We start from the raw sequence: 25,565 nt of genomic DNA, 5'->3' as shown, positions 1-25,565 counted from the left end.
CATGTGGACTCAAATCGACACCTATATCAGCCAGGTGACTGGCGAAAAATTTCAGAGTCAGCAACGGCGATCGGTTGGTGGTGGATGTATCAACCAAGGTTATGCTGTTTCCAATGATGAGATTACCTACTTCGCCAAGCTCAACCTTGCATCGCAAGTTGCGATGTTTGAGGCTGAGGCACTGGGTTTAAAGGAAATGCTAGCAACAGCTAGTATTCGCATCCCAAAACCTATTTGCTGGGGTGTAGCTGAGAACTCTAGCTACATTGTGCTGGAATGGTTAGAACTTGGTAATGGCAACAGCAACTCGTGGCAAGAGATGGGGCGCAAGTTGGCGGCGATGCACCAAGCTAGCAGTAGCCAAGGGTTTGGTTGGAAAATTAACAATACCATTGGTTCAACGCCCCAAATCAATACTTGGACAGCAGACTGGACAGAATTTTATATTAAACATCGCCTTGGTTATCAATTTCACTTGGCAAGGCGACGGGGAGGAAGTTTCCCCCAGGAAGCAAAACTACTCGCAGCAATCCCTGAACTATTGGCACACCAAGTACAACCTTCCTTAGTACATGGCGATTTATGGGGTGGAAATGCCGGGTGTACTGCGTCAGGAGAACCCGTGATTTTTGATCCAGCAACTTATTTTGGCGATCGCGAAGTTGATATTGCCATGACAGAATTATTTGGTGGGTTCCCCGCAGCTTTTTACAAAGGTTACAACGAAGTTTTTCCTTTAGATGCAGGCTATGAGCAGAGAAAAACACTCTATAACCTTTATCACATTTTGAATCACTTCAATTTATTCGGCGGTGGTTATGCTTTCCAGGCGAACCGGATGATTGACCAGATTTTGCGCTAACTACAGCATTTCATTAATTCGTAACGAATCAAATTTGGCAATACCGTGCTTTATTAGTGCATCGGCTTGCATTGTGAATGCGTCGGCTTGCTTTATTAGTGCATCGGCTTGCTTTATGAATGTATCGGCTTGCCTTATGAATGCGTCGGCTTGCTTTGTGAATGCGTTAGCTTGCTTTGTTAGTGCATCGGCTTGCCTTGTGAATGCATACCCTTGGATATAAAAACAGGAACGTGGTTATTGCTTATAAACTGATGCCAATACTTTTCGGATAAACCCAACAATCTCTCTTTTGAACTGGGGAAAGGTTACTGGGCTTGGGGGAAAAGTAAATTCAAACCCTTTCCCTTTCCCCTTTCCCCCTTAACCGAAAAGTATTAAGACTATAAAGCCACTATTTGATTCACCATCACCGCCAATGCCACCATCCCCAAAATCGTCATTAATCCCGCCGGCATAAACTTACGTGTTTTAGCTAGTCGAACTGCAAAGACTACAACTAAAACAGCAGTAACTAACACTGCTAAAATCGAACCCCAGGTTTGTCCTTGGAGTTGAAAGTAAGCGGCAAGTATTAGTAATAAACCGCTAATGCTACCACTTAACAGTGAAACTCTACTTCTAGCCTGAGTATAGCCAATAATTCCACCAGCGATCGCTAATATGCCGTAGGCGAAAGCAGCAATTATACTTAAATTCATTGTTAATACATCTGTAGATTTTGACTTTACTGCCAAGGTCAGCCGACAATTTACCATAGCTAAATAGCTATACCACACAGTTGATTGATGGATAATCAAGCGATGCCAATAACAAGTACTACCTCATATACAAAAGTCCAATATCTCCAGCGTCAAGCGGCCTCACTTTTACTGTACCAGTCTGTTCTTCAAGGCGAAGTGGGGATAGCATTTCTGGAACTGTTGCAAGCTATACGTTACACTGACTCTGATGCACGGGGTTGTCTCCAAGCCTACGGTCGTTACTTCCACGCTTTAGCTGCTAAAAATCAAAACTGGGAAGACTATTTAATTACTCAACTTCTTTTCTCTAATAATCCTTTTACAAAACTGGCGCAAGTGAAAGAATTTGAAGAATTACCCCCAGCTTTAGTAGCAGCAGTGCAGCATGATTTACAAATATTACAAAGTCTCTATGAATGTAGCAGCGCCTCTTTGAGTGAGTGGATACAAAGCGTAGCTCACATGCCGATTTCGCCGGTAGTGTGGTATAAAGAGCAAGAATTCGTAGGAGTAGAGACAAAGTTCGCTACATATTTACAAGACTTAGACAATTGGGGTGATGCTGTAGAAGAGTTGGCGGCTTATTATCGGCAATGTGGCTCTGGTTTATTTGCAGAATATCGCGCTTTACGTTGGCAAGCTGGGCAGTTTATCGGTATCCGATATTCTGATCCGGTTAAGTTGAGTGCGCTTGTAGGTTACGAGTCTCAAAGAGATGCTTTGTTAAAAAATACAGAGTTTTTATTATCAGGAGAGATGGCACTTCATGTATTACTTTACGGTAGTCGTGGTTCTGGCAAATCTTCTTTAGTGAAATCTTTGTTAAATGAATATAGCGAGCGTAGTCTCCGCTTATTGGAAGTGACAAAATCTGATTTAAAAGAATTACCAGAAATTGTGGAACATTTACGAGGAGTGTCACAAAAATTTATTATCTTTGTCGACGATCTTTCCTTTGAAGAAGATGATGATGCCTTTAAAGCGCTCAAGGTAGTTTTAGAAGGTAATTTAACCGCGCGGCCGCAAAATGTAGTTGTGTATGCTACTTCCAATCGCCGCCATCTGATTCGGGAATTTTTTGTGGATAGACCTACCCCCAAGGATAATGAGGAAGTCCATGCTTGGGATACGATGCAGGAGAAGCTTTCATTTAGCGATCGCTTTGGTTTAACCTTGACCTTTGAACCAGCCGATCAGAAAACTTATTTGAAGATAGTACAACATCTTGCAGCACAAGCTGAAATTAATATTACCCATGAAGATTTGGAATTTCAAGCATTACAGTGGGCAACTCGCCACAACGGTCGTTCTGGACGCACAGCACGGCAGTTTGTTGATTTTTTAAAAGCAGATTTAAGACTTTTTTCTGCAAACAACAATACATCCAATACTTCTGATTAAAATTAATTTATTGATGATTAATTTTTTTTGTTATTTACATAACAATATGATGCACCAGTAACTAAAACTACATATTTCATAACTACTATGATACAAAACTTTGGAAAAATGCCTTATTTAACCAAACAGAATTACCTGTGTATTCTAATTCGTAATTACATTCGCGTATCTGCCAATGTAATTACGAATTACGTAGCTTGCTTCTCGCCTTCTCTACGAGAGGCTACGCCAATGGCGAGTATTACGAATTAGTATGAAACTTACTTATTCTGATAATTTCACTACGCTAAAAACGAGCAATATGCAATCAGTAACGATCAGCAATCGATTTATACTAGGAATAGTTGCCTTTAGTGTGAGTTTTGGTCTTAGTCTCGTCCCAAGCTGGGATTTTAATAAAGCTTTTCTCACAGGTTTAATTACTGCCGCTACTATCTATGCAACAGCATTATTTGTAGATAAGCGGCGGAGAAATTATGAAATGTTTGTTTTAGGTTCTCTCCGCAAACGAATTAAAGAAATGGAGGGGTTGAAAGCTCGTGTTGTCAGAGAAATAAATCAAATCGAAGAACATCATAATTTATTATATGCAGAGTCACAGCAACTCCAAAATCAAGTCACAGAAAGCCGTAACCAAAGAGATAGTTTACACCGAGAATTAAGAACATTTGCCGGACAAAAAAAACAGCTAGAAGCTGAAATAAATACTCTGCAAATTGAAATTAATAACTTGCAGAAAAGTCAAACAGAATTGAATAATGCTTTTTCTATACTTACAGCAGAAAAGCGTCGTCTAGAGTCGAATTGTAATGTATCTCGTGCTGAAATCACGCAATTGCAAAGCCAAATTTCAGAACTCCAGCAAGAGAAACAAGAAGTTGAAAGTAATTTAACTCTTTTAGGCAGACTCAAACCCCAATTAGAAGAAAAACTATACGAACTGCGAATTGCAATTCAAGAGTTAGAAGTCGAGACAACCCAAAAAAATCAGTTACTGGTAGCGACAAAAACAGAAAGAGAAAATATTCAAGCTATCCTACATTCTTCACAAACCCAACTAGCAGAACACAAAGCCGAATTACAGCAGTTGCAAGGGCAAATTTCATTATTGCAAGAAGAACGAGATTCATTGCAAAATCAAGTATGGGAATTACTCCAACAACTAGAAACATTTAATCAAGAACCTTTAACTGATAATTTCCAAGAAGATGATACTGAATTGTTTCCCTTTTCTGAAATAATGGAAACTACAGCAGTCATAAATAAATCGGAAATTGATACATCAGAGAATATACCTGAAGAATGGACTAATTTTTTAGAAAATCTCCCAGAATACGAACTACAAGTATTAAAAGCGATAGTTGAGCAAGATAATCCCAAGGCTGCTATTAAAAAAATTGCCGAAGCAAATATCACTATGCCGAATCTTTTAATCGATTCTATAAATGAACGGGCAAATGATACTATTGGGGAATTAATAATTAACTCAGATTCGGAAATTCCAGAAGTTTATCATGAGCATATTACCCATGTCAAAAAAATGATCGCAACGCATGAAAGTCTCATGGCTAGACATGCGTCGCCAAATTAAAATATTATTGCCGTCGTCAGGTTAGTAGTAAGGTGAATATGTACCTTACCTATTTACTGCGTGCTTATGCGTTTAGAATAAAAAGAAGTGTAATACATGGCAAAGCTCAAAATCTCGAAAAAAATCTCCACTGGTTTAATCAATTCCCTTGGTGTGGGGGTAGTGCCAAGAGTAGGAGTTGAATATATCGCGGTAGGTCGAGAAAAAGAACTAAAAAGCCTATTACAAAATCTTGATGATATTGCAGAAGGTGTAGCAGCATTTCGCTTCATAATCGGTAACTACGGTTCCGGGAAAAGCTTTTTATTGCAACTACTTCGCAACCGCGCTATGGAGCAAGGTTTTGTAGTCGCTGATGCTGATTTATCCCCTGAACGGCGATTAGCTGGGAGCAACAATGAAGGTGTAGCCACTTATAGAGAATTAATGAGCCACCTAGCTACAAAAACTCGCCCTGATGGTGGTGCTTTAGTCTCGATTTTAGAAGGATGGATTAATAAAATTCAACAAGAAGTGGTTAAAGAAACTGAAATGCGTCCCAATGACGATGGTTTTGATGACAAAGTTGAATTAAAAATTAGGGAAGTAGTTCAGTATATTGAAGATTTAGTTCACGGTTTCGATTTTGGTAGCGTGATTATCGCTTATTGGCGTGGCTACCGAATGGATGATGATAATTTAAAAAATGCGGCGATGCGCTGGTTGCGCGGAGAATTTACCACGAAAGTTGAGGCAAAAGCAGCTTTAGGAGTTCGCGTCATTATTGATGATGATAGTTGGTATGACTATATAAAACTGTTTGCGAAATTTGTCGCTGAGATTGGTTATAAAGGACTGTTAATTTTAGTTGATGAAGCTGTACATTTATATCAAATATCTACCACAGTTACGCGGGAAAAAAATTATAATCGACTCCTAGCAATGTTTAACGACACCATGCAGTGTAAAGCTGAACATCTTGGCATTGTCGTTGGTGGAACAACTAAATTTTTAGAAGACCCCAAACGCGGACTTTTTGCAGACCAAGCTTGGCAAAGACGCACAAAAGAAAGTCGTTTTGTTGCACAAGCTAATGTTCAAGAAAATTCAGGGCCAGTGATTCGGCTAAATCCGTTGAGTGAAGCAGAAATCTTAACCCTTCTGCAACGTTTAGCTGAGATTCATGCACTTAATTTTGGGTATGAACAGACTTTGACAAATCGTGAGTTGAAGGAGTTTGTGCAAGAAATTATTAATCGTTTGGGTGCAGAAGCATTACTGACACCAGGAGAAATTGTGCGGGATTTTATGAGTGTGCTGAATATTCTTCACCAAAACCCAGGAATTGTGTTTGCTGAATTAATTCATGGCTCTAAATTTAAACCTACTGCTATGGGTAAGAATGCAGATGTGGATGAGGATGGCGCAGCAGAATTTAGTTTGTGATTAATGATGAAGAGACTGAACAATAAAAGTAAGCACATTACTCTACAAAGTTTACTTTTTTGTAATTGGTAAGCCTAGCCAATCGCTGAGTTCATAAGCTAGCCAATCAAGTTCCAAGAGAGTTACAGTAAAAATATCGAGTTCATTGCTGGAAATTACATATTTTTTTATACCTGCCCATATTGTTAAATAATATTTATTGAAATCACTTTTGTTTATATCTAAACGTAGAATCTCTTGTCTAGAACTTGGAAGCAGATTGTGACGCTCAAGCTTAAATATTTTATAAATCAAATAAATCTGTTGCCGATTTATGTAAAGTCGCTTTCGCCCAAATACACATATACAAATCAGAATAAAAGCTACAGGGGAAATTACTAAAATACCTCTAAGTAAACTACTCCCATCACCACTTAAAAGCGGAATACTCATCATAAAAAGTATAAAAAAGTAGAGAATTATAAATGTAAGTGTTTGAATAGATAATAATCCTGCCCCTGGAATGATGATATCTATAAAACTAGCATTCTTCTTCAACAAAATTTTACTACCAAGAGGTTTTTTAGGAATTGAATTAATTGCCCTTCCCCTAAGCTGACTCTGATTATCCTCTTCTCCTTCCTCTAAGGTTCGCATAGCATCTTCAGTGGAAGGCAAGCGTTGACTCATAATAGGTTCTGTCATGTGCCTTAACCAACTGCTAAAACCAAGACTAATATTAGCAGCCTGTTCAAATTCAATTCGTAGGTCTGTTTGTGGTAAATCGCCTGGATGCTGACCTGTTACTAAATAAATTAAAGTTGCTCCTAAACTGTAAAGGTCAGAAGCACAGGTAGCTCTACCATTAAATTGTTCTGGTGGCATATAGCCGTAACTTCCCACAACTGTCATAGTGCTACTTGTTCTGGCGATGGTTTGCACTGAACCAAAATCTACTAAGTAGACTTCACCCACACTATTGCCAGAGCGATTTGTTAATAGAATATTACTTGGTTTGATATCACGATGAATTACGGGCGGTTGACGACCATGCAGATATTTGAGAATTTCTAGAATCGCTTTTGCTAGTTCCTTAACTTCTTCTTCACTGAAACTACGCCCAGCTTTGAGTTGTACTTCTAGAGATTGGGCTGGAATATAACTTTGTACGAGTGCAAATCCTTTGCTGTTGGGTGAATCTAGCTCAAAGTAGTCAAGGTAGCGGGGAATGCTTGGGTGGGAGAGTGCTTTGAGAGTTTCAGCTTCGCGCTCAAATAGTTTGAGGTCGTTCCATTCAAACTCATTACCAAAGGACAGTATTTTGACTACTACTAATTCTAGAGTTTGTAAGTCACGAGCTAGCAGCGATCGCCGCCCGGCTTTTTTGCTTAGTTCCTGTTGCACTTGATACCTTTCCAATAGGATTTCTTGGTTAAAATCTGGCGATTCATGATTTGTCATTTGCTAGTGACTCCAAAGCTTTATCGCTTTTATAGCTTTCCTGCTTGCTTCTGACCTACTGTAAGATTACTTATGTCCTGAATTAGGACAAAATTAAAGCGTCAATTAAGAAACTATGTTGTAGCAACTAGCGCGTCGAGTCGTATTTTCTCCTTGACATTACGGATGTAGCAGATAGCTTAAGTCTTTTTCCTACTTCAGAATTTCTTTACTCCCGCGTTATCATCTGAAAAAGATAAAACTTTTGTGAGGTGGGGAGGTTTTCTCGCTTAGGGAGTTCCGATAACTAAATCATCCCGTAGAATAGACAGGTAATAAACCCTGCCTCATATAAAATACGGAAAAATTTTAGAAATAGAAATTCCTCAAGACTCAGGACTCGCTATTTATCTGCTCACTCAGGATTCAGGACTCTTTATGTTAGCAGGCACAATTTTGCAAGATGGAAAATATACCCTAATTCAAGAAATAGGGCGGGGTGGCTTTGGTATTACATTTAAAGCTACCCATCACTACTTGGGCCAGGAGGTGGTGATGAAAACCATCAATGAACGGCTGCGACAACATCCTGATTTTGCGAAATTTGAGCGCCAATTCCAAGATGAAGCCAGACGATTAGCTACGTGTATTCATCCAAATATAGTCCGAGTCAGTGACTTTTTTGTGGAAGCTGGACTGCCTTACATGGTAATGGAATACATTCGTGGCGAAACCTTGGGAGACGCATTTGTATTACCAGGAATAACTTTGCCTGAAGCCACAGCAATTCATTACATTCGGCAAATTGGAGCAGCTTTACAGGTAGTACATAACAATGGTTTGCTGCACCGAGATGTCAAACCAGATAATATTATTCTTCGTCAAGGAACACAAGAAGTAGTACTAATTGATTTTGGCATTGCCAGGGAATTTAATGGCAATGTCAGACAGACTCACACTGGTCTGGTTTCTGAAGGTTATTCTCCAATTGAGCAATATTTGACGCAAGCGCCGCGCACACCCGCCACAGATGTTTATGGTTTAGCCGCAACTTTGTATGCACTGTTGACAGCACAAGTACCTATGCCAGCATTATTGCGCGATCGCGAACAAATGCCTTCTCCCCGCGAATTGCAACCACACTTGAGTGCTGCTGTCAATCAGGCAATAATGCGTGGTATGGCGGTGGAGTCTCGTTTTCGACCAGCGACAGTTGCTGAGTGGTTACAACTCCTACCTGGAAATGAGGGGCTGATGACATCGGAAGCCTTAGCAACTTATGCAGTCCCAACTGTCAATATATCTGCCCAACAAGCTGCAACTTTACTTGGAAAAACTGGCCAAAATCGCCTTCATAAGCCATCTGTGTTAGCACAGCCCAACCAAGGCATCGCTAAAGAAAATCCACTGGCAAAAAAACCGGGATCATCTCAAATACTAATGGGTGTAGGTGTAGCCTTGATTGCTGCTACCGCAGGTTTTGGCATCACTAGCATTTTACCCAAATCTCAGCCGCAGCCAACCACAAAGCCGCTTTTTGAACAGCCTACTCAACAGCCAGCCGCGAAAGCACCTAGCTTAGAAAATGGTGAAGAGACTAACACCACCTCAAGAACAGAATCAGCACCTCTTTCTAATTCCAAGCAGCGCCGACGTAATCGCCGTTCTTCCCCCGAAGAAACTCCTAGTAGCCCTACAGGAGAATCACAACGGGGCGATTTGCAGCAATCTGGAGCTTCACCTAGCGTTTCCCCCACACCCTCGCTAGTGGAAAAACTACGGGCGATCCGCTCATCTCGTAGTGCTTCCCCCGCACCATTGCCACAAAATAACTCACCCGCCTCTAATCAGAATTCTGCTTCCCCCCAATTGGTAATTCCACCAAATTCTGTGGTTATACCAGCAGCACCACCGACACAATCCAAACAGTCAGATCCTTCTGCTGTAGTAGTACCAACATTGGAAAAGCAAAATTCACCAACTGATAATCAACCCCAGAGCGATCGCAAATTACCGGAAAAGCTACAAGATGACAATAATTAGTCAATTTTAGCAAGAAAGGCAGAAGGCAGGAGGCAGGAGGCAGAGGGCAGGAGGGAATTCTGATTCCTGCCCTCTGCAACGACTGTTCGCGCAGCGTCTCGCAGAGATTTTGGAGTCCTGCAATCAGTGTAGGTCTAAAAAGGGGATTTTCTGTCTCAAGAAATACTTGGGAGTTACCCTTCTGCGACAGAGAATAAATATACCTTTGCTCTGCTTTAACCCCGCATCTCAGCCAGAATCGGTATGGTAATCAAAAATTCAGTTCCCTTACCGGGTGTAGAATTTACAGAAAGCAACCCGTTATGTTTTTCTGTGATGATTTGATGAGCGATCGCTAATCCTAAACCCGTTCCTTGACCAACAGCTTTAGTAGTAAATAAATGGTCAAATATTTTTTCTTTGACTTGTTCACTCATCCCAATACCATTATCCGCAATTGCGATTTGAATTTGGTTATCTTTGACTCTAGTTTTTATGATAATGCGGTTAGGATTGGCTTCAATTTCCTTAAAGGTGCGTCCATTGTTCGAGTCTTCTAATGCATCAATGGCATTCGCCAAAATATTCATAAATACCTGATTTAACTGACCCGGAAAACATTCAATTTGGGGCAAATCACCATAATCAGTGATCACATCAATAGCGGGGCGTTCTTCATTTGCCTTCAGACGATGTTTTAAAATTAAAATTGTGCTGTCAATACCATCGTGAAGGTTGCAAAGGACGGGGCGATCGGTGTCAGCACGAGAAAAGGTTCTGAGACTAGTGCTAATATCTGTAATTCGCCTCACTCCTTCACGCATCGAGCCGACTAGTTTAGGAAGATCCTCACGGATATAATCGAGGTCAATGGTTTTAATCTCGTTTTGAATTGCAGCACTGGGCTGTGGATATTCCTGTTGATAAAGGTCAACTAATCCAAAAATATCGTTGATATACTGTAGAGCCGGCTCGATGTTCCCACTCAAGAACCCAATGGGATTATTAATTTCATGAGCGACTCCTGCGACTAAGTTGCCCAAAGCAGATAGTTTTTCGCGTTGCACGAGTTGGATTTGTGAGGTCTTGAGTTCTGCCAATGCCTCAGATAGTTGGGTTGTGCGCTCGACCACTTGCTGTTCTAAGCTACGGCTGAGTCGATATAGCTTGGTTTGAGTTTTGACTCGTGCGAGGACTTCTTGCTCAGAAAAAGGTTTGGTGATGTAATCTACGGCTCCCAATTCTAGAGCGCGGACTTTGTTCGTGGTATCCGAGAGTGCAGTCATAAAAATAATCGGGATATGGCTGGTGGCGGGATTGCTTTTGAGGCGTTGACAGGTTTCAAAGCCGTCAATTCCCGGCATCATCACATCCAATAAAATCAGATCGAGTTCCTCATTAAGCTGTGCTTGTTCGATCGCGCTAAGTCCATCCAGAGCGATCGCTACTTCAAAGCCAGCATCTTCTAAGGTGCTGGAAATGACTTCCAAATTAGTGGGCATATCATCCACAATCAAGATCAAGCCATTGCTCATTAACTTGCTCCTGCCCCTAAATAGGCTTGGATCAACTGGTGAATCTGCTTTGGCTGAAATTGTTGAGCCAGTTTGACGATCTGTTGGCAAAAGGGTTGGTAGATGCGATCGCGTTGCTCTAGCTGTTCCGCCATCTCAATGAGTTTTTTTAACCGCCCTTGTTGCACTAGTTTGAGGAGTTTTTGCAAGTCTTCTAGCGGCGGTACTTGATCGGGAGCAAAGCTTGTAGAGTCAGCCTTCAGCCAGCTAGCCTTGCTCTCCGTAGTTTCTCCATTGGTTGGGATTTCATACTGCCAAACTAGATTTAAAAACTTTTCCAAAGTTGCGAACAACTCATCAGCATGGACGGGTTTCGGTAAGAAGTCATTCCCGCCTGCATTGATGCTCATTTGCTGATCGATTTCTGCCACGGATGCTGAAGAGACGATCACTTTGTGATGTTGTAAATCGGCTGATTTGCGGAGATGTTTCAGCATCTCGAAGCCATTCATCACTGGCATGGCAAGATCGGTGATGATCAGATCGGGGTGGTACTGTTGAGCTTGAGCTAACCCTTCTTTACCATTTTCCGCTTCTAGCAAGTTGAAACCCAGAGGCTCTAGTAAGTTCACAATCACCGACCGATTTTCCCAGCGATCGTCAATGACTAAAATGCTGCGTTTTGACCCTTCGTAGCCAATGATTTGCTTGCCGGAGCTATTAGCGCTTTGTTGCACCCAATCGGTGGCGATCGCTAATTCTACTTCAAAAAAGAACTCACTCCCCGCGCCAAGTTCACTCTTCAACTGAATTTTTCCACCCATGAGTTGGATGATGCTTTGGCTGATTGCTAGCCCTAAGCCAGTGCCTTCTGACTGGCGCTTTTGATCCCCAACTTGTTCAAAGGGTTGGAAGAGTTGGTGTATCTGATCGGCGGCGATACCTACTCCAGTATCTAGAATTTGAAATTTGATTCGGGGTATGGAAACATCTGCATTGGTCTCCAGCACCTCGACTTTGAGAGTAACACAGCCCTGGTCAGTGAATTTAATTGCGTTGCCTAGAAGGTTGAGCAAAACTTGGCGCAGACGTTTTTCGTCAGCCTCAACGCCTATGGGAAAGTTGTCATCGGGCTGATAAACGAAATCGATGCCTTTTTGGTCAGCCCGGACGCGACAAATTTCCACAATTCCTTGCAAAAAGGCGGGAAAATGGATGGCTTTGGGGATGAGTTCGAGTTTGCGGGCTTCAATTTTGGACAAATCTAAGATGTCGTTGATCAGTGTCAGAAGATGAGAGCCGCACTGATGAATAATATTCACTCCATGACGTTCTTTATCTGGTAGAGATTTGGAGCGATTTAGAATTTGGGCAAAGCCAAGAATGCCGTTGAGTGGTGTACGTAGCTCATGGCTCATGTTAGCCAGAAATTCACTCTTGGCATGGTTTGCACTGTCGGCTACTTCTTTCGCCTGCTGAAGTTCAACCGTGCGTTCGGCAACGCGATCTTCGAGTTCGGTGAAGGAGGTTTTGAGTTGGGCCGCCATTTGATTAAACGATCGCGCCAATGCTTCTAGTTCATTGATGCCTTTAACTTCTACGGTGCGATCAAGGTCTCCAGTGGCGATCGCTTCACTCGCTTGCTGTAATTGGAGGATGGGATCGGTAATCCAGCGTGAAGTATAGATACCCAACATGGTTGCCAAACCCAACGCACCCAAGCAGAGCAAAATCGTGTTGCGCGTATTGGCATCAATTTGTGCCATAAAGTCCGATTCAGGTACGACAACTACACTCAACCAGTCAATGCCTCGTCCGTCTCGAATCGCTGAAACTTGCACAAACTGTCTTCCAGTTGGCAGTTTGAAATCAATCTGTTGACTCTCTTGAATGGCATTGAAACTACCAAACCGATCGAGAATAGCTTGTGCCGTGGCGCTAATTACAGAGCTTTCAGATTTGACGGCAGGAATTTGTTGTAAAGTCTTCTCTTTCAGGTTGATGATATAGGGGTCTGGAAGTCTTGAACTTGCAATCAGATTGCCTGAACGATCAATGATAAAGGTTTGTCCCGTCTGTCCCACCTTTAGCTTATTGAGAAAATTATGAATTTTGTTAATCCGAAAAAGATTATTTTGAACTCCTAAGAACACCCCATTGTTGTTGTATATGGGTTGGGTTAAAGAAATTGAAGGGATTTTAATCGAGTTGCCCAAAAAAGGCTTTGTCCAGGTTGGTTTTCCGGCTGACTGTGCAGTTTTATACCAGGGTCGAGATCGAGGGTCAAAATTAGCTATAGTTTCTATCAATGCAGTCCGTTGACCTTTATCATCAAGTTGGTAAATTTTGCGCTGAGGTAGATCCTTTTTGTTCCCAATCAAAGCCACGATGCCTTTATTCGGTAAATCCTCTACTTGTATACTCGTGCCGTCAGCCATCGCAATTTGCATAAATTCGACTATATCTTGGCTGACTAACCGCCAAAAAGGCCGTTCCAGTTTGGTGACATCGGTTAAATCAAGCTGTCCCTCTTGAGCAGCTGCGACGATCACTTGTCCAGTCACATAAGGTCTTTCCAAATAGTCCAGGACTTGCAGGTTGAGGCGATCGCTCATCTCTTGACGTAACTGACCAGAAACATCATTGACTGCCTTCTGCCCATTCCGCAAGGAAATATATCCCGTTAGCCCAACGGCTGCAAAGATTTGCAGGACAAATGGAACAATCAAGAGCGATCGCAATGGCAAACGGTGAATCAAGCTACGAGCTATGATTTTTTTTGAAAAGGAAGACATAACTGCTGACTCCTATAAACTGGCAATGCTGAAGTGTGCTATCGCCCTTATCAGTACCCAATAAATTACAAAACTTGGTTTCAAGACTTTTAAATACTCCGGTTAGCCGATGAACAATAATTTTTACTTAATAAATCTATATTTCTCAGCTATATTCATCAGTATTGCGAATAACTCCAGCAAATTATTTTCCACCATAATGCGCTACTCAATTGGGAGAGTTTTGGATTTTGTTTTTGAATGTAATATTCACTTTTCTTAAGTAGATGTCTCCCTAGATACGTCCATGTCTATCATTACAAAATCTAAGATAATCTAAATTAAATAAAACTACTATTCCATGCAATTTCACAAATTAAGTTTTGTAATATTCTGAAAATTAGTACTTATATTATTTGCCATTTTTTCCAAAAAAAACGCCGTATTTATACGTGAATTCAAACTGGACTTATTCTGTTGTATATGAACATAAACCAGTTATTGCTAGCCTTTATAAAAGAGCCATTGCTTAACAATTTTTCTTACTGAGGGATAGCTTTTAGTAACCTGAAACGTTATTGCTGCTGACATTTATCAGTTTTTTATCCGTAATTATATCAGCTAATCAGGAAAAACCTTAAACAGTTAAGGTTTTTCCCGATCGAGGTTTTTGGGAATTCAAGATTAATTTTATAAAAACTTGTCAAATTAATATTTTAGTATGTAATTTTTATTATAAAAATCACGAGTAGATTTTGTTTTATTGTTAGCTAAATTCCTGATTTCCTTTGTACAACAACTTCCCCTTTCTTATTAATCTTTACCGGATTTTTTGGAAAAGCTTGATTATTCAAAGAACGTATAAGTTTCACAGTCCGAAAATGTTGATCGATTTGAGGGATTCCTTGCCGATTCATCCGCACAGGGATAATTTTACTTGATATCAGATTTCCTACAGAGTTGAGTTTAACTTCTAAAATCATCGAGTCACCCGTCTGGGCATTTGTTGACAAAGTTCGATATCCTAAAAAATTCCCTAAAGAATAGGCAATAATTTTTCCCTTATAAATTTCCATCGCTCTCGGAACATGAGGCCCATGTCCTAGTACTAAATCTGCTCCCGCATCAATCATATTTCGAGCAAACTGGATTGAATTACCTCGGTTTTCTCCATAAAAAAACTCTGTCTGATTCTTAACATGTAGTGCCCCAGTCCCTTCGGCTCCAGCGTGCATCGATACTACTACAATCTTTGCTTTATTTTTTGCTTCTGCTATAAGTGCTTGGGCTGCTCCTAAATTATGGATGGAATTATACATTTCATAAGGAGAAAACCCGACCATTGCTACAGGGATATTGTTAGCTTTCAAATAAAGAATTTGATTTTTATGGCCTAATGTTGCAATGCCCACAGCCTCAAGATTTTTCTTTGTATCTTTGAACCCTACCGGGCCGAAATCCATTGCATGGTTATTTGCCATATTAAACACATTAAAACCAGCTTCAGCAAATAGCCGAGCATATCCAGGTGGAGAGCGAAAAGCAAAGACTTGTCCTCTACTCGTATCTTTAGTAGTGTAAGGATAATTAGTTAAGCTACTTTCAAAGTTACCAAATAAAATATCTGATCCTTGCAAGTGGGATCTCACTGACTTTGGTAATAATTGATCTCGAAATCGGGGTAATCTATAGTTAGGAAAATTAGTTCCGGGAATAATATCTCCAACAGCTTTGATAGTAATAATATCTGAAGAGATTTGCTGTTTTGGTGTTAATGACCTAGGTTCAGGAATAGCAAAGGGTAATGATACAGGTTCAGTGGGTGTAGTCGCAGCGTTTAATTGCTGTGATTGCCCAAGCCGAATAACGACTCCTATACTAATACCCAGATATAAACAGATACTGATAAAACTAAATGAAAACCCTTTCTCCAGGCTGAGATTTGCCATCGTTCACTCCTCACACGATGGCATTAGTTTATCCCAAAAATTTGTGTTTGCACTGTATATTTTAGTGTTTTTGGGCAATATTTGGCTCAGTAGACACGTAAATATGAGATCGTTCCACTTGCAAATAATTATACGTGCCAGTTTTAAAGCCAAACACAATCTGTTTGTCCAGTTCTTGAAAAATATTTTTAAACGGAGAGGGGGGGATTCGAACCCCCGTTGGGTTTCCCCAAAACGCATTTCGAGTGCGTCACCATGAACCGCTCGGACACCTCTCCAGATATTTATTCACGCATTAGAGTATCTATTTTATATGCAAATGCCGTGAATTGAGGTAAATGTTAGCTCATTTCCTATACTACTATAACATTAGCGCTTTATCTGCGTAACAGAATGCTTCGGAAACACCAAAGGCTAATTACAGCGATTTTCAGGTAAATAGACCATAGGGTAGGAGCGCAAGGCCTTGCGCCCCTACTACGACGGATGTGGTTCAAATACATAAAAACTGCTGTAAGGTTTGTAGACATCGAAAAAGACATCATAAATCGGGGATAGAGAGCGTTTATCTCCCTCCCTGGCTTTTTTGATTTTTTCCCCTAGTTCGGTGTTAACACTATGAAGAAAACCCAGACGTAGACCAACTTTGCAAATTTCCGGATCTGTCTAATGAACAATGTCAAGCTCTCGAAGCTGTACTGAAGAACCATTAATTTCTAGATTAGAGTTTATTATTTATTAATAAAAGTGTACAAACTATTGCACCAAGCATATAAACCATAGACGTGTCAGCATCTTTTAAAAGTAAAATATAAAACAGAGACAACACTACAAAAACAAGTACCGTAATTTTCAACATAAAACTTAACAATTTCAAACATAACTACGAAGAAAATACATCAGAAGTATGTCTTACGTTTTTTGAAATTGTTGCTTTCAGAAAAAATATTTCAATTTTTAATAGCATTTAAGACTTCAGTATAGAGAAATTATTGAACCTCTATTCTTAATATATTTCTGAAGTGAGTGTTTACCTGATTGTAATTATGACAGTTTTTTTTGTGGTAGTAACTAATCTAGACAAAAGTACTTATATCAAGTACTTCTGCTAAAAAAAACTGGTTCACAAATCTGAGCCAATTTTGTTGATGAATATTTTTTACTCTTCTTACTTCTTTGAATCTAAAGTATGCCATCAACCAAGCGGTAGCATAAGTCACTTATCTTGCATTACCACTTAGCTCGACTTTATCCATTTTTTGGCAACACTCCATCTGGCGCTGAAACCTTTGTAGGACAGTAGTTTTACTTTTTCGATTTTAGCGTGAATCAGTGATATGGAAAAAGTTTTTGCCAAAAAGCTAAGGCTTTTGCTCTATAAAGAGAACCAAGTTCTTAATTTTGGATAAAGTCGAGTTCTGCCTACGCCAACCCTTTTAGCGATCGCTCTCTACTATCTTAATAAAGGAGCGATTACGGTTGAATCCGAAGTGTTAACAGCACAGTACTGGTGAGGGAATGGGAGGGTAGCCAAGCCAAAAGCGATCGCTTAATTAATTCAATCACCGTCTGTTCCTTCAGAGATGAAGCCTGTTCATCCAGTACTAACTGTCTCACCCGTCCCCGGCTAACCTGGAATTCAAATACCAAATCACCACCGAAACCTCTAGGGAGTTGAATTGCTTGCAAGTATTGAGTCAGCAGAGAAATCATCTGCTGATTCAATCCCGTCACGCTCACAACCTGTAAATGAGGGACAGAAGATTCTTCTTTCCGTAAAGCTTCTAAATCTTCCAATTGTGGCATCGATTTTTCGGGAACTGATAACAGGCTATCAAAATTACTAAAATCATCATCTGCAAATCCGATTTCTGGCTCTGATGCTGGAATATCGCATTCCATCGCCAATGACTCCATTTCTTCAAACCGTTGCATCGGTTTTGCTGGTGCAGACATTGGGGATGGTGGTGGTAATACAGACATTGGGGATGATACGGGTGGTGCAGATTGTTTCTTTGCTTCCCTGCGACTTCTTGCCATTCCACCGCCAGGAGCAGCACCAAAAGTCACGTTACTAAAAATACCTTCATGACTGATTGCTTCAGGTATTTCTACAGGTACTTGCACAGAGATGAAATCCTGATTGGGATTGACTCTAATATCATCACTGACGGCAACAAAAGCGGTATATTGCGATAACAGTTGATAAGTCAGAGCTGTATCTGTGACTGCTTCCACACCTCCCTTTGTGTCTCCACTAACCATTTGATTCATTAAATCCTTGATGCGGGAACGTCCCCAAAGTTGAGCAATAGCGGGATTACCTGTTTGGGGAAAATTTAGTTGAAAGGTGTGCTGATAACGCCTACCACCCGCAGCAATGCCAATGATGTGCAACTTTCCCGAATGCGCGTCTGGTTTGCGTCCAAATAGCACTAACGGTTGCTCTGCAAATAAATCTGGTGGTGTAGAGGGATACATAATTGGGGATTCCCCATCACCCTCCCATTGCAATTGAATATTGGCGAGGACTGGATTATTTATTTGGCGGAAGAATTTTTCTACCACTTCATCTACAGGTTCATCGTGGCGAATAATCCGAGCAATACCCCGTCCTAATTCTGCAATCCGATTGAGTAAGAAACGATTTACCGAACTACCTGCACCAAAGCTATGAAGGCGGGTTCCTGGCTGAAGACGCTGTTTAACTTCTGCTAAAATTTGGTTTTCGTTGCCGATATAGCCATCAGTTAGTAAAACAATATTTCGCAAGCGTCCCGGATTTGTGGCTTTTAAGTTTAAGACGGTGCGAATACCGCCTAACATCTCGGTTCCACCGCCAGCGTTTAACCGATTAATATAGTTGATTGCTAATAAACGATTTGCAGAAGTATTGGGAATAGGAACGGGTGAGAGTTGCTGTGTGGTATCGGAAAAATCAATAATGTTAAAGGTGTCGTCAGGGTTGAGTCCATTGATAAAACGACGCATCAATTCTTGACATTGCATCAGTGGTTCGCCACTTTGGGAACCGGAGGAGTCGATGAGAAACACCATATCTTTGGCGACAATCTCATCAGGACGATACTCAAAGGCGGGAATCAGGTAGAGTGCGAAGTGTCCACCCCGTTCATCAGCTTGGTTCAGCGTGGTTGTTTGAATGTTATTACTGGCAACTTGGTAGCGTAAAATTAGGTCTTTGTTGGGTATAGTGTCTCCACCTCCTAATTTGACATTTACCAACTGTCCTTCACGGATGATTTGGATTTGGTGAGAGGGTGAGTTAATATCTTGAATCTCAACGCCAGCATTAATTTCGATGGTGACATTAATATCATGACTTGAGCGCATTCCTGCTGGCAAAATGGGAGCGTTTAAGCGGGAAGCATCTGGAACTAAATCGGTATCTTGATTTAAAGTCATGGGTGCAATAGCTGAACCACCCCCGACTGCATCTTCTTCGATGGTGATTCCGGGAATGTAACGGGGGCCAACAACCATTGGGAAGACAAATTCGTAATTTCCACCCTCAAATTTTAGGCTGTCGCTGTAGCGAATAATCACATCGATTTGTTCACCTGGTTTGATGTTTGCCAGGGATTGGGTGAAGATATTATCTCGTTCTTGTTCGAGGAGTCCGGCTGTCTGTCCTTGTTTTCTGGCTTGTTCGTAGATGGCTACAGCTTCTTGGCGTTTTTTGATGCTGCCTTGAATTGTGCGATCGCCTATGCGAATCAGCATATCATCAACTGCGGCTTCATCGGGTAAGGGGAAGATATAAACGGCTTCTAGGGTTGTGGTAAAGGGATTTTCAAAGCTTTGGGTAACTTCCACCCGTGAGATGTTACCAGCGATTTTGGCTTTTACTTCCGTGTGTTTGAGGGGAAAGGCAATCTGTTGGCTGGAGTTTTGCAGATATAAGCCACTGGTTTGTTGTTCTAGGGTTTGAGTCATAATATTTACCTGACGCTTTTGTTTGCTGTCTCTAGCGTAGGCGGGTTTTTCTGGGAGATATGCTCAGTTTTATGCTCACTTGATGCTCAGTGATGGGTTTAAGGTGAAATATTCAGTTCCGTTTAAGCATATACTAACTAATTTTTTTAGATACTACTTGCAGCCTATATGATTTTAGCAGTATACTGATGTAATAAAAAATACCAAAAATGAATATATTAAAACACTTATTGCAATAAGTATACATGGGCGAACTTAATAGCTAATAATACACTTACATCAAGATAAAACTTATGCGTCTCGATTCAGTTTTCGTTAGATTTTATAAGTCATTCAATGTTGACTATATGAAGCAACATGATTCTAGAGTACATAAAAAGCCTTGGGAAATCATTAAAGCCGATGATACTGAAATGTGGTATCCCTATATTCAAGTACCGATAGATCCAAAAATCACAGCTATTGTAGGTGCAAATGAATCAGGTAAGTCTCATCTTTTAAGTGCCATTGAAAAAGCAATTACTGGGTATGCTATTGAATACGACTCTAAAAAACAACCAATTTCTTCAAGAGATTTTTGTCGCTATTCAGAGCGTTTTCTTGTAACTTCTGACAAAAATCGTCTACCTGACTTTGGTACAGAATGGTCATGTCTATCTGAGATAGAGTGTAAGCACATCAAAAAACTATCTGATATTTCTCAAAGCCGTCCATTAGATAGATTTTTTCTTTTTAGGACTAGTGGCAACTTGCTCAGTATATACCTTCCTGAAGACGAGGGAAAATATTCCTCTCATGAAGTTGATCCTGAAAAAGTAGATGAGTTTATAAAAATACTACCAGGAACTCGCAGGCTGAAGAGTAACATAGCACTTCCTTCAAGTATACCAATTCAAAAACTTGTTCAAAAAGTAAAAGGGGAAGCTGATTGTACTAGATATGAAATACTTTCAACTACTCATCGTCAAAGAATTCGTAAGTTAATAGATGAGTTTTATCATAACCCCGAAAGATTTAATAATTCTAAAAATCCATATACTTCTAATGAAGATAAGGTATCCAATAATGTAATACAAGAAATTATCAATATTTTATCGAATCCCGATAGCAATTTAAACGAAAAAGATAAAGATAAGCAAGAACAAGAGGTTAATCTAACTTACCAACTACTCTGTACAATAGCTGAAGTTAATGAGATAAATTTGCTAGATTTAGCTCATTCAATGGAAGCTAATGATGTAGGGTATACACAGGCTATAATAGATAAAATAAATAGACAACTATCGGCAAATCTTAACTTTCCAAACTATTGGGTTCAAGATAGCAAATTTCGCTTACTCATGTCAGCAAAAGATCATAATCTGGAATTCACAATAGTTGACAGAACAGGAACAAAATATTCTTTTGATGAACGTAGTAATGGTTTGAAGTATTTCCTTAGTTACTTCATTCAGCATCGCTCCTATGAACCTCCAAATAATGTCCCTGAAATTCTATTAATGGACGAGCCTGATGCTTTCCTATCCAGTCGAGCGCAGCAAGATTTATTGAAAATCTTTGAGGAAGTTGCAAATTCAGAAAATGGAAAATCAGCCTCTCAGGTAGTATATGTAACTCATTCACCATTTTTGATAGATAAAAATCACGGCGAAAGAATTCGAGTTTTAGATAAAGGAAGTGATTATGAAGGTACTCGTGTAGTAAAAAGTGTATCTAGAAATCACTATGAACCACTGCGTTCTGCATTTGGTGCTTTTGTAGCTGAAACTGTTTATATCAGTCATTGCAATTTAATGGTAGAAGGACCTGTTGATCAAGTCCTTCTTGCAGGAGTATCAACTTACTTACGTACTTTTGATGTAGCTTCCAAGCGTGAATCACTTGATCTGAACGAAGTGACTATTGTTCCTGCTGAGGGAGCATCAAATATTCCATACTTAACTTATCTAGCTCGTGGACGTGACTCAGAACAACCAGCAGTAATTGTTTTACTAGATAGTGATGATTCCGGTAATAACGCTAAAAAAGAATTAACTAAGAAAGGTTATGGTCCTCGAAAAAAACCACCACTAAAAGAAGAATTTGTCCTGCAAATTGGTGATTTGAGGCAATTAGGTGTTAATTTTCATGAAACACTTTCAAGTCCTGAAGTTGAAGATTTAATACCAATACCTATTAGTATTTTAGCTGCTCAAAAATTTGCTTCAGAGGTGCGGGGTATTAGGGAGCGTGACACTAGAGATATTACGGAAGAATTTGTTCAGCAAAAAGTTGAATTAGGTGAAACAATGTTTGATGCTGTAGATGCTTGCGTTAAGAAATGTTCAAAAGATCCACACTATCTTGATAAAGTAGGGTTTGCACGCAGCGTTGTTGAAGTAATTAACTCTTTAAAAAGAGACACAAATCGAGAAGTGAAATATACTGACGCTTTAGATAAATTTGAATTCAATTTCAAGATATTATTTCGAGAACTTGACAGACGAAAATCTTTAGCAGAACTTGAGCGCACTAGAGAAAAAGCTTCTCAAAAGCTGAAAGATATTGAGGAGAGTTTTTTCTCTAATCATCCAAATACTGCTAATCGGGAAGATGTTGTACAGTTTTTAGAAAAACTAGAAGCTCTTTTAATTTCAGATGATAGTTTTGATAGTGATGAAATTAGAAAAGGTATAGGATGTATTAGAAATGATTACCAGCTTAACTTTAACTTGGGTGAACGTGTAGAGAATTATGAAAAATTCAAGCAAGATTTACAACGTCTTAAGTATTTAGGCAAGTTTGCAAGTCAAGAAAAACAGGAAAATTTACAAATTATTAATGAAGGTAAATCAATTAATTCATCAGGCAATAATCAGAGTTTAGAGTCATCTAAAGCTTCTCCGTTAGATCATGATGATTCAGATACTTCTTCATCATCTGAAGCAAAAACTATGAATGTTAAAAAATCGAAGAGTAAAAATAATATAGGCAACGCTGATTCTACAGCTTCTAGTTAACTTGAAAGCTTCTGTTATTACGTAGAGAGAGTTCAGATACAGATTTTTATCCTTTGCACGATACACAACCATACCGTTATGAAGCTCCAACAGAACCTGTAGCTCTGGAATATTGGGAAAATTGAAATAAAATATTGGTAAATAAAATGAATTTAAATTATTTTAAAGAAAAATCATTTTTTGTAATTAAAGTAATATCAATAGTAGCGATCGCCAGTGCAATAGGCTTAGAATTATGGCATATTCAAGCATTAGCAACTAACAATTATCTACCTATTATCTTAAATCGAGTTTTGATAATTGCTCACTTTGCATTATCGGCTCATTTCATTGAAGGAATAATTGCCGCTTTTTATGCACCTGGGAAAAATCATCAGCCAATTCAATATGGAATTTATACTTTTTTTGTGGGTACAATTGGTTTATTAGAATTGTTTGAAAATCATTCCCAGATTACCGACTTCTTAAATAAGTCGGAATCTAAACCATAGATGTATGTCAAACTCGCTGAAAGCCTCTGATTCAGGATTAGCAATTGTAGACAAATCGCGTCAACGTCTAGGTTGGACAAAAACTAGCACGGCGCGTTGGTGGCAAGATGCCCATACCTCTAAAGCTACTTTACGCCGATTTTTGCAAGGCGATCGCATCCAGCGAGAAATTTTCATCGCTATCTGTCAAGCTGTTGGTATTGTCAACTGGGAAGCGATCGCAGATTCACCTAATGCAGACTTAGATTTTCTTGCAGATATTACTACGCCTTACTTAGACTACAATGAAGCACCTGATATCGAAAGCTTTTATGGACGAAATCAGGAATTGGCGCAGTTAGAAGAATGGATAACTAGCCAAAACTGTAAATTAATCACCATTAACGGTATTGCTGGTATTGGCAAAACCACCCTAGCACTAGCTTTAGTAGACCGCATTCAGTCAAAATTTGATTGTTTAATTTGGAAGTCTCTGCAAACTTCCCCATCTCTCATTTCCCTGCTGAATAGCTTACTAAACTCCTTTGAGCAAAGCGTTGCCCAAAATATTCAACAAGGTACTGCACAACTTATACAGCAGTTACAAAAACGTCGCTGTCTGTTGGTATTGGATGGATTCGAGGCTACTTTCTCCCAGCCAGAAGACCTCAGCTATGGTCAATTTATCCAACAATTAAGTCGAGAACGGCATCAAAGTTGTATTCTGATTAGCAGCCGCGAACAGATAAACACTGGTGAAATTAATAGCAAAACATTTCGCTGTTTAAATCTCAAAGGCTTGCAAAAAATAGAGGCTGTAGAATTATTACAATCAAGGGGATTGACAGGCAAGGAACTGGGGTTATCAGTTTTAATTCAACTTTATCGCGGTAATCCCTTAGCGTTGAAACTAGTCACACCATTGATTCAGTCTGTATTTGCTGGGAATGTTGCTGCTTTTCTGAGTCAGCATACTCTAATTGTAGGCGATCGCTTGCGTGTAATTCTCAAACAGCAATTTGAGCAACTTTCCGGCTTAGAGCAAGACATTCTCTACTGGCTGGCTATTTGGCAAGAACCTGTCTCATTCTCTCGATTGCAAACCCATTTGCTGATATCCGTTGATCCAGCGATGGTTTTAGAGGGCATTGTGGCCTTAGAAAGGCGATCGCTTTTAGAAAAATGGGTCAGTGATTATGAACCCTCATTTACATTGCAACCCCTGATAATGAAAGTGGTTACAGATGAATTGGTAGAACATACTGCTCAAGAAATTCATCGAGTTATGCAGAGTCATGATATTCGTCATTTTCAAATATTGCGAACCCATTGGTTGCTACGGCCAGGTACTGACGATATTGCAGGCGATCGTATTTTAACTCAACTTTGGAAAAAGCTTTGGCATTTGTATGGTGCAACTCTTCCACAAATATTTAATCAGATTCTGTTGTTGTTAAATGGTCAATCTCCTTTGGCAATGGGTTACATCAAGAGTAATGTTGCGATCCTCTCAGGAATAGAATCAGTTTAATAAAAAACAACCAGCCTAACTAATCGGCTGCATTAAATAAATGAGTAATGAGTAATGAGTAATGAGTAATGAGTAATACCAATTACTTATTACTCATTACTTCAAAATTAAAGACAGTTGGAGTCGGGGATTTAAACCCTTGAATTTACGATAACAGCACCGTCATTTACTAATTTGCCATCTTCCATGTAGACAATACGATCGGCAATATCTAGAATGCGGTTGTCATGAGTAACCAAGAGAATGGTACAGTCCTGTTCTTTAGCTAGTTTTTGCATGAGGTTGACCACATCTCGTCCTGATTTACTGTCAAGCGCGGCGGTGGGTTCATCTGCTAAGACAATTTTAGGACGACCTACCAACGCACGAGCGATCGCAACTCTTTGTTTTTGTCCCCCAGATAAATCATCAGGATAATAATTCAGCCGATGCCCTAATCCTACCTCTTCTAACATTTGGGCTGAACGGGTTTTCATCTCTGCTGGTGAAATATTATTATGCACTTCCAAGCCCATTCTGACGTTCTGAAGTACTGTCAGGCTACCGTGCAAGTTGTGCGCTTGAAAAATGTAACCGTTATTGCGTCGCACCTGGGTAAGTTGTGCTGTACTAGCGCCACAAAGTTCTTGTCCCAATATCTGCAAACTGCCAGATTGGGCAGAACGCAAGCCGCCGGCTAAGGTGAGAAGTGTAGTTTTACCAGAACCAGAAGGCCCAGTCATAATAATAATTTCGCCGGCGTTAATATCCAGGTTGATATCAAATAGAACTTGCTTACGGAGTTGACCAGAACCAAAGTAATGATCGAGATTTTTAACAGAGATTACAGGTTGACTACTCATAAATAGCTTGATTATTCGTGATGATTGTCATTAGTCCTTTTGAGTAACAAATGACAAATGACAAATGAC

General features: G+C 39.9%; 15 protein-coding genes and 1 tRNA gene. 8 read left to right on the top strand and 8 right to left on the bottom strand.

Features of this window, described 5'->3' with window-relative positions:
• Position 1 precedes the first annotated feature (1 nt).
• Entirely contained in the window at positions 2–862 is an 861-nt protein-coding gene (locus FD724_RS20320; protein ID WP_179073877.1) for a fructosamine kinase family protein, read from the top strand.
• A 383-nt stretch (positions 863–1,245) separates the two neighbouring features.
• Here FD724_RS20320 and FD724_RS20315 read toward each other — a convergent pair whose 3' ends face one another.
• A complete protein-coding gene (locus tag FD724_RS20315) occupies positions 1,246–1,563 on the bottom strand; it encodes a TMEM14 family protein (RefSeq protein ID WP_179073876.1) in 318 nt (105 codons plus the stop codon).
• 87 nt (positions 1,564–1,650) lie between these two features.
• On the opposite strand from FD724_RS20315, the gene FD724_RS20310 reads away from it, so the two are divergent.
• The 3 genes from FD724_RS20310 to FD724_RS20300 all read left to right on the top strand — a co-directional run bounded on the left by FD724_RS20310 (position 1,651) and on the right by FD724_RS20300 (position 6,022).
• Positions 1,651–3,006: an ATP-binding protein gene (locus FD724_RS20310; RefSeq protein WP_179073875.1), complete on the top strand. Its 1,356-nt coding sequence runs from the start codon at positions 1,651–1,653 to the stop codon at positions 3,004–3,006.
• A 301-nt stretch (positions 3,007–3,307) separates the two neighbouring features.
• The gene (locus FD724_RS20305; RefSeq protein ID WP_179073874.1) at positions 3,308–4,597 is read left to right on the top strand and encodes a tellurite resistance TerB C-terminal domain-containing protein; all 1,290 of its coding nucleotides are present in this window, start codon (positions 3,308–3,310) and stop codon (positions 4,595–4,597) included.
• 96 nt (positions 4,598–4,693) lie between these two features.
• On the top strand, positions 4,694–6,022 hold the full coding sequence (locus FD724_RS20300; protein ID WP_179073873.1) for an ATP-binding protein: 1,329 nt from the start codon (positions 4,694–4,696) through the stop codon (positions 6,020–6,022).
• Positions 6,023–6,073: 51 nt separating this feature from the next.
• Here FD724_RS20300 and FD724_RS20295 read toward each other — a convergent pair whose 3' ends face one another.
• Positions 6,074–7,462, bottom strand: coding sequence for a serine/threonine-protein kinase (locus tag FD724_RS20295; RefSeq protein WP_179073872.1), 1,389 nt, complete (start codon positions 7,460–7,462; stop codon positions 6,074–6,076).
• A 417-nt stretch (positions 7,463–7,879) separates the two neighbouring features.
• Between FD724_RS20295 and FD724_RS20290 the strand changes: the two genes are divergently transcribed.
• On the top strand, positions 7,880–9,484 hold the full coding sequence (locus FD724_RS20290; RefSeq protein ID WP_179073871.1) for a serine/threonine-protein kinase: 1,605 nt from the start codon (positions 7,880–7,882) through the stop codon (positions 9,482–9,484).
• A 215-nt stretch (positions 9,485–9,699) separates the two neighbouring features.
• On the opposite strand, the gene FD724_RS20285 is transcribed toward FD724_RS20290, so the two are convergent.
• The 5 genes from FD724_RS20285 to FD724_RS20265 form a co-directional block, all read right to left on the bottom strand.
• A complete protein-coding gene (locus FD724_RS20285) occupies positions 9,700–10,998 on the bottom strand; it encodes a sensor histidine kinase (protein WP_179073870.1) in 1,299 nt (432 codons plus the stop codon).
• Positions 10,998–13,772, bottom strand: a complete 2,775-nt coding sequence (locus FD724_RS20280; RefSeq protein WP_179073869.1) for a hybrid sensor histidine kinase/response regulator — start codon at positions 13,770–13,772, stop codon at positions 10,998–11,000. The genes FD724_RS20285 and FD724_RS20280 overlap by 1 nt, the downstream gene beginning before the upstream one ends.
• A 749-nt stretch (positions 13,773–14,521) precedes the next feature.
• Positions 14,522–15,700 carry a CapA family protein gene (locus FD724_RS20275; protein WP_179073868.1) on the bottom strand — a complete coding sequence of 393 codons (1,179 nt, stop codon included), beginning with the start codon at positions 15,698–15,700 and terminating at the stop codon, positions 14,522–14,524.
• 193 nt (positions 15,701–15,893) lie between these two features.
• Positions 15,894–15,978 (bottom strand) — tRNA-Ser (locus FD724_RS20270).
• Positions 15,979–17,173: 1,195 nt separating this feature from the next.
• Positions 17,174–19,654, bottom strand: a complete 2,481-nt coding sequence (locus tag FD724_RS20265; RefSeq protein ID WP_179073867.1) for a VIT domain-containing protein — start codon at positions 19,652–19,654, stop codon at positions 17,174–17,176.
• A 347-nt stretch (positions 19,655–20,001) separates the two neighbouring features.
• Here FD724_RS20265 and FD724_RS20260 point away from each other — a divergent pair, with 347 nt between their 5' ends.
• The 3 genes from FD724_RS20260 (at position 20,002) to FD724_RS20250 (ending at position 24,654) form a co-directional block, all read left to right on the top strand.
• Entirely contained in the window at positions 20,002–22,653 is a 2,652-nt protein-coding gene (locus FD724_RS20260; protein WP_179073866.1) for an AAA family ATPase, read from the top strand.
• 146 nt (positions 22,654–22,799) lie between these two features.
• The gene (locus tag FD724_RS20255) at positions 22,800–23,144 is read left to right on the top strand and encodes a hypothetical protein (RefSeq protein WP_179073865.1); all 345 of its coding nucleotides are present in this window, start codon (positions 22,800–22,802) and stop codon (positions 23,142–23,144) included.
• A gap of 4 nt (positions 23,145–23,148) precedes the next feature.
• A complete protein-coding gene (locus FD724_RS20250; RefSeq protein WP_179073864.1) occupies positions 23,149–24,654 on the top strand; it encodes an NB-ARC domain-containing protein in 1,506 nt (501 codons plus the stop codon).
• Between the two features lie 131 nt (positions 24,655–24,785).
• Here FD724_RS20250 and FD724_RS20245 read toward each other — a convergent pair whose 3' ends face one another.
• Positions 24,786–25,496, bottom strand: coding sequence for a DevA family ABC transporter ATP-binding protein (locus FD724_RS20245; protein WP_114081305.1), 711 nt, complete (start codon positions 25,494–25,496; stop codon positions 24,786–24,788).
• Positions 25,497–25,565 lie beyond the last annotated feature (69 nt).

Source organism: Nostoc sp. C057, from assembly GCF_013393925.1.
GTDB lineage: Bacteria > Cyanobacteriota > Cyanobacteriia > Cyanobacteriales > Nostocaceae > Nostoc > Nostoc muscorum_A.
This window is presented reverse-complemented; position numbering and strand designations above follow the sequence as displayed.

What these genes read in the sequence shown, in the direction of transcription:
- FD724_RS20320 (WP_179073877.1), top strand. Translation starts at nt 2, where the DNA reads ATGTGGACTCAAATCGACACCTATATCAGCCAGGTGACTGGCGAAAAA.
- FD724_RS20315 (WP_179073876.1), bottom strand. Translation starts at nt 1,563, where the DNA reads ATGAATTTAAGTATAATTGCTGCTTTCGCCTACGGCATATTAGCGATC.
- FD724_RS20310 (WP_179073875.1), top strand. Translation starts at nt 1,651, where the DNA reads ATGGATAATCAAGCGATGCCAATAACAAGTACTACCTCATATACAAAA.
- FD724_RS20305 (WP_179073874.1), top strand. Translation starts at nt 3,308, where the DNA reads ATGCAATCAGTAACGATCAGCAATCGATTTATACTAGGAATAGTTGCC.
- FD724_RS20300 (WP_179073873.1), top strand. Translation starts at nt 4,694, where the DNA reads ATGGCAAAGCTCAAAATCTCGAAAAAAATCTCCACTGGTTTAATCAAT.
- FD724_RS20295 (WP_179073872.1), bottom strand. Translation starts at nt 7,462, where the DNA reads ATGACAAATCATGAATCGCCAGATTTTAACCAAGAAATCCTATTGGAA.
- FD724_RS20290 (WP_179073871.1), top strand. Translation starts at nt 7,880, where the DNA reads ATGTTAGCAGGCACAATTTTGCAAGATGGAAAATATACCCTAATTCAA.
- FD724_RS20285 (WP_179073870.1), bottom strand. Translation starts at nt 10,998, where the DNA reads ATGAGCAATGGCTTGATCTTGATTGTGGATGATATGCCCACTAATTTG.
- FD724_RS20280 (WP_179073869.1), bottom strand. Translation starts at nt 13,772, where the DNA reads ATGTCTTCCTTTTCAAAAAAAATCATAGCTCGTAGCTTGATTCACCGT.
- FD724_RS20275 (WP_179073868.1), bottom strand. Translation starts at nt 15,700, where the DNA reads ATGGCAAATCTCAGCCTGGAGAAAGGGTTTTCATTTAGTTTTATCAGT.
- FD724_RS20265 (WP_179073867.1), bottom strand. Translation starts at nt 19,654, where the DNA reads ATGACTCAAACCCTAGAACAACAAACCAGTGGCTTATATCTGCAAAAC.
- FD724_RS20260 (WP_179073866.1), top strand. Translation starts at nt 20,002, where the DNA reads ATGAAGCAACATGATTCTAGAGTACATAAAAAGCCTTGGGAAATCATT.
- FD724_RS20255 (WP_179073865.1), top strand. Translation starts at nt 22,800, where the DNA reads ATGAATTTAAATTATTTTAAAGAAAAATCATTTTTTGTAATTAAAGTA.
- FD724_RS20250 (WP_179073864.1), top strand. Translation starts at nt 23,149, where the DNA reads ATGTCAAACTCGCTGAAAGCCTCTGATTCAGGATTAGCAATTGTAGAC.
- FD724_RS20245 (WP_114081305.1), bottom strand. Translation starts at nt 25,496, where the DNA reads ATGAGTAGTCAACCTGTAATCTCTGTTAAAAATCTCGATCATTACTTT.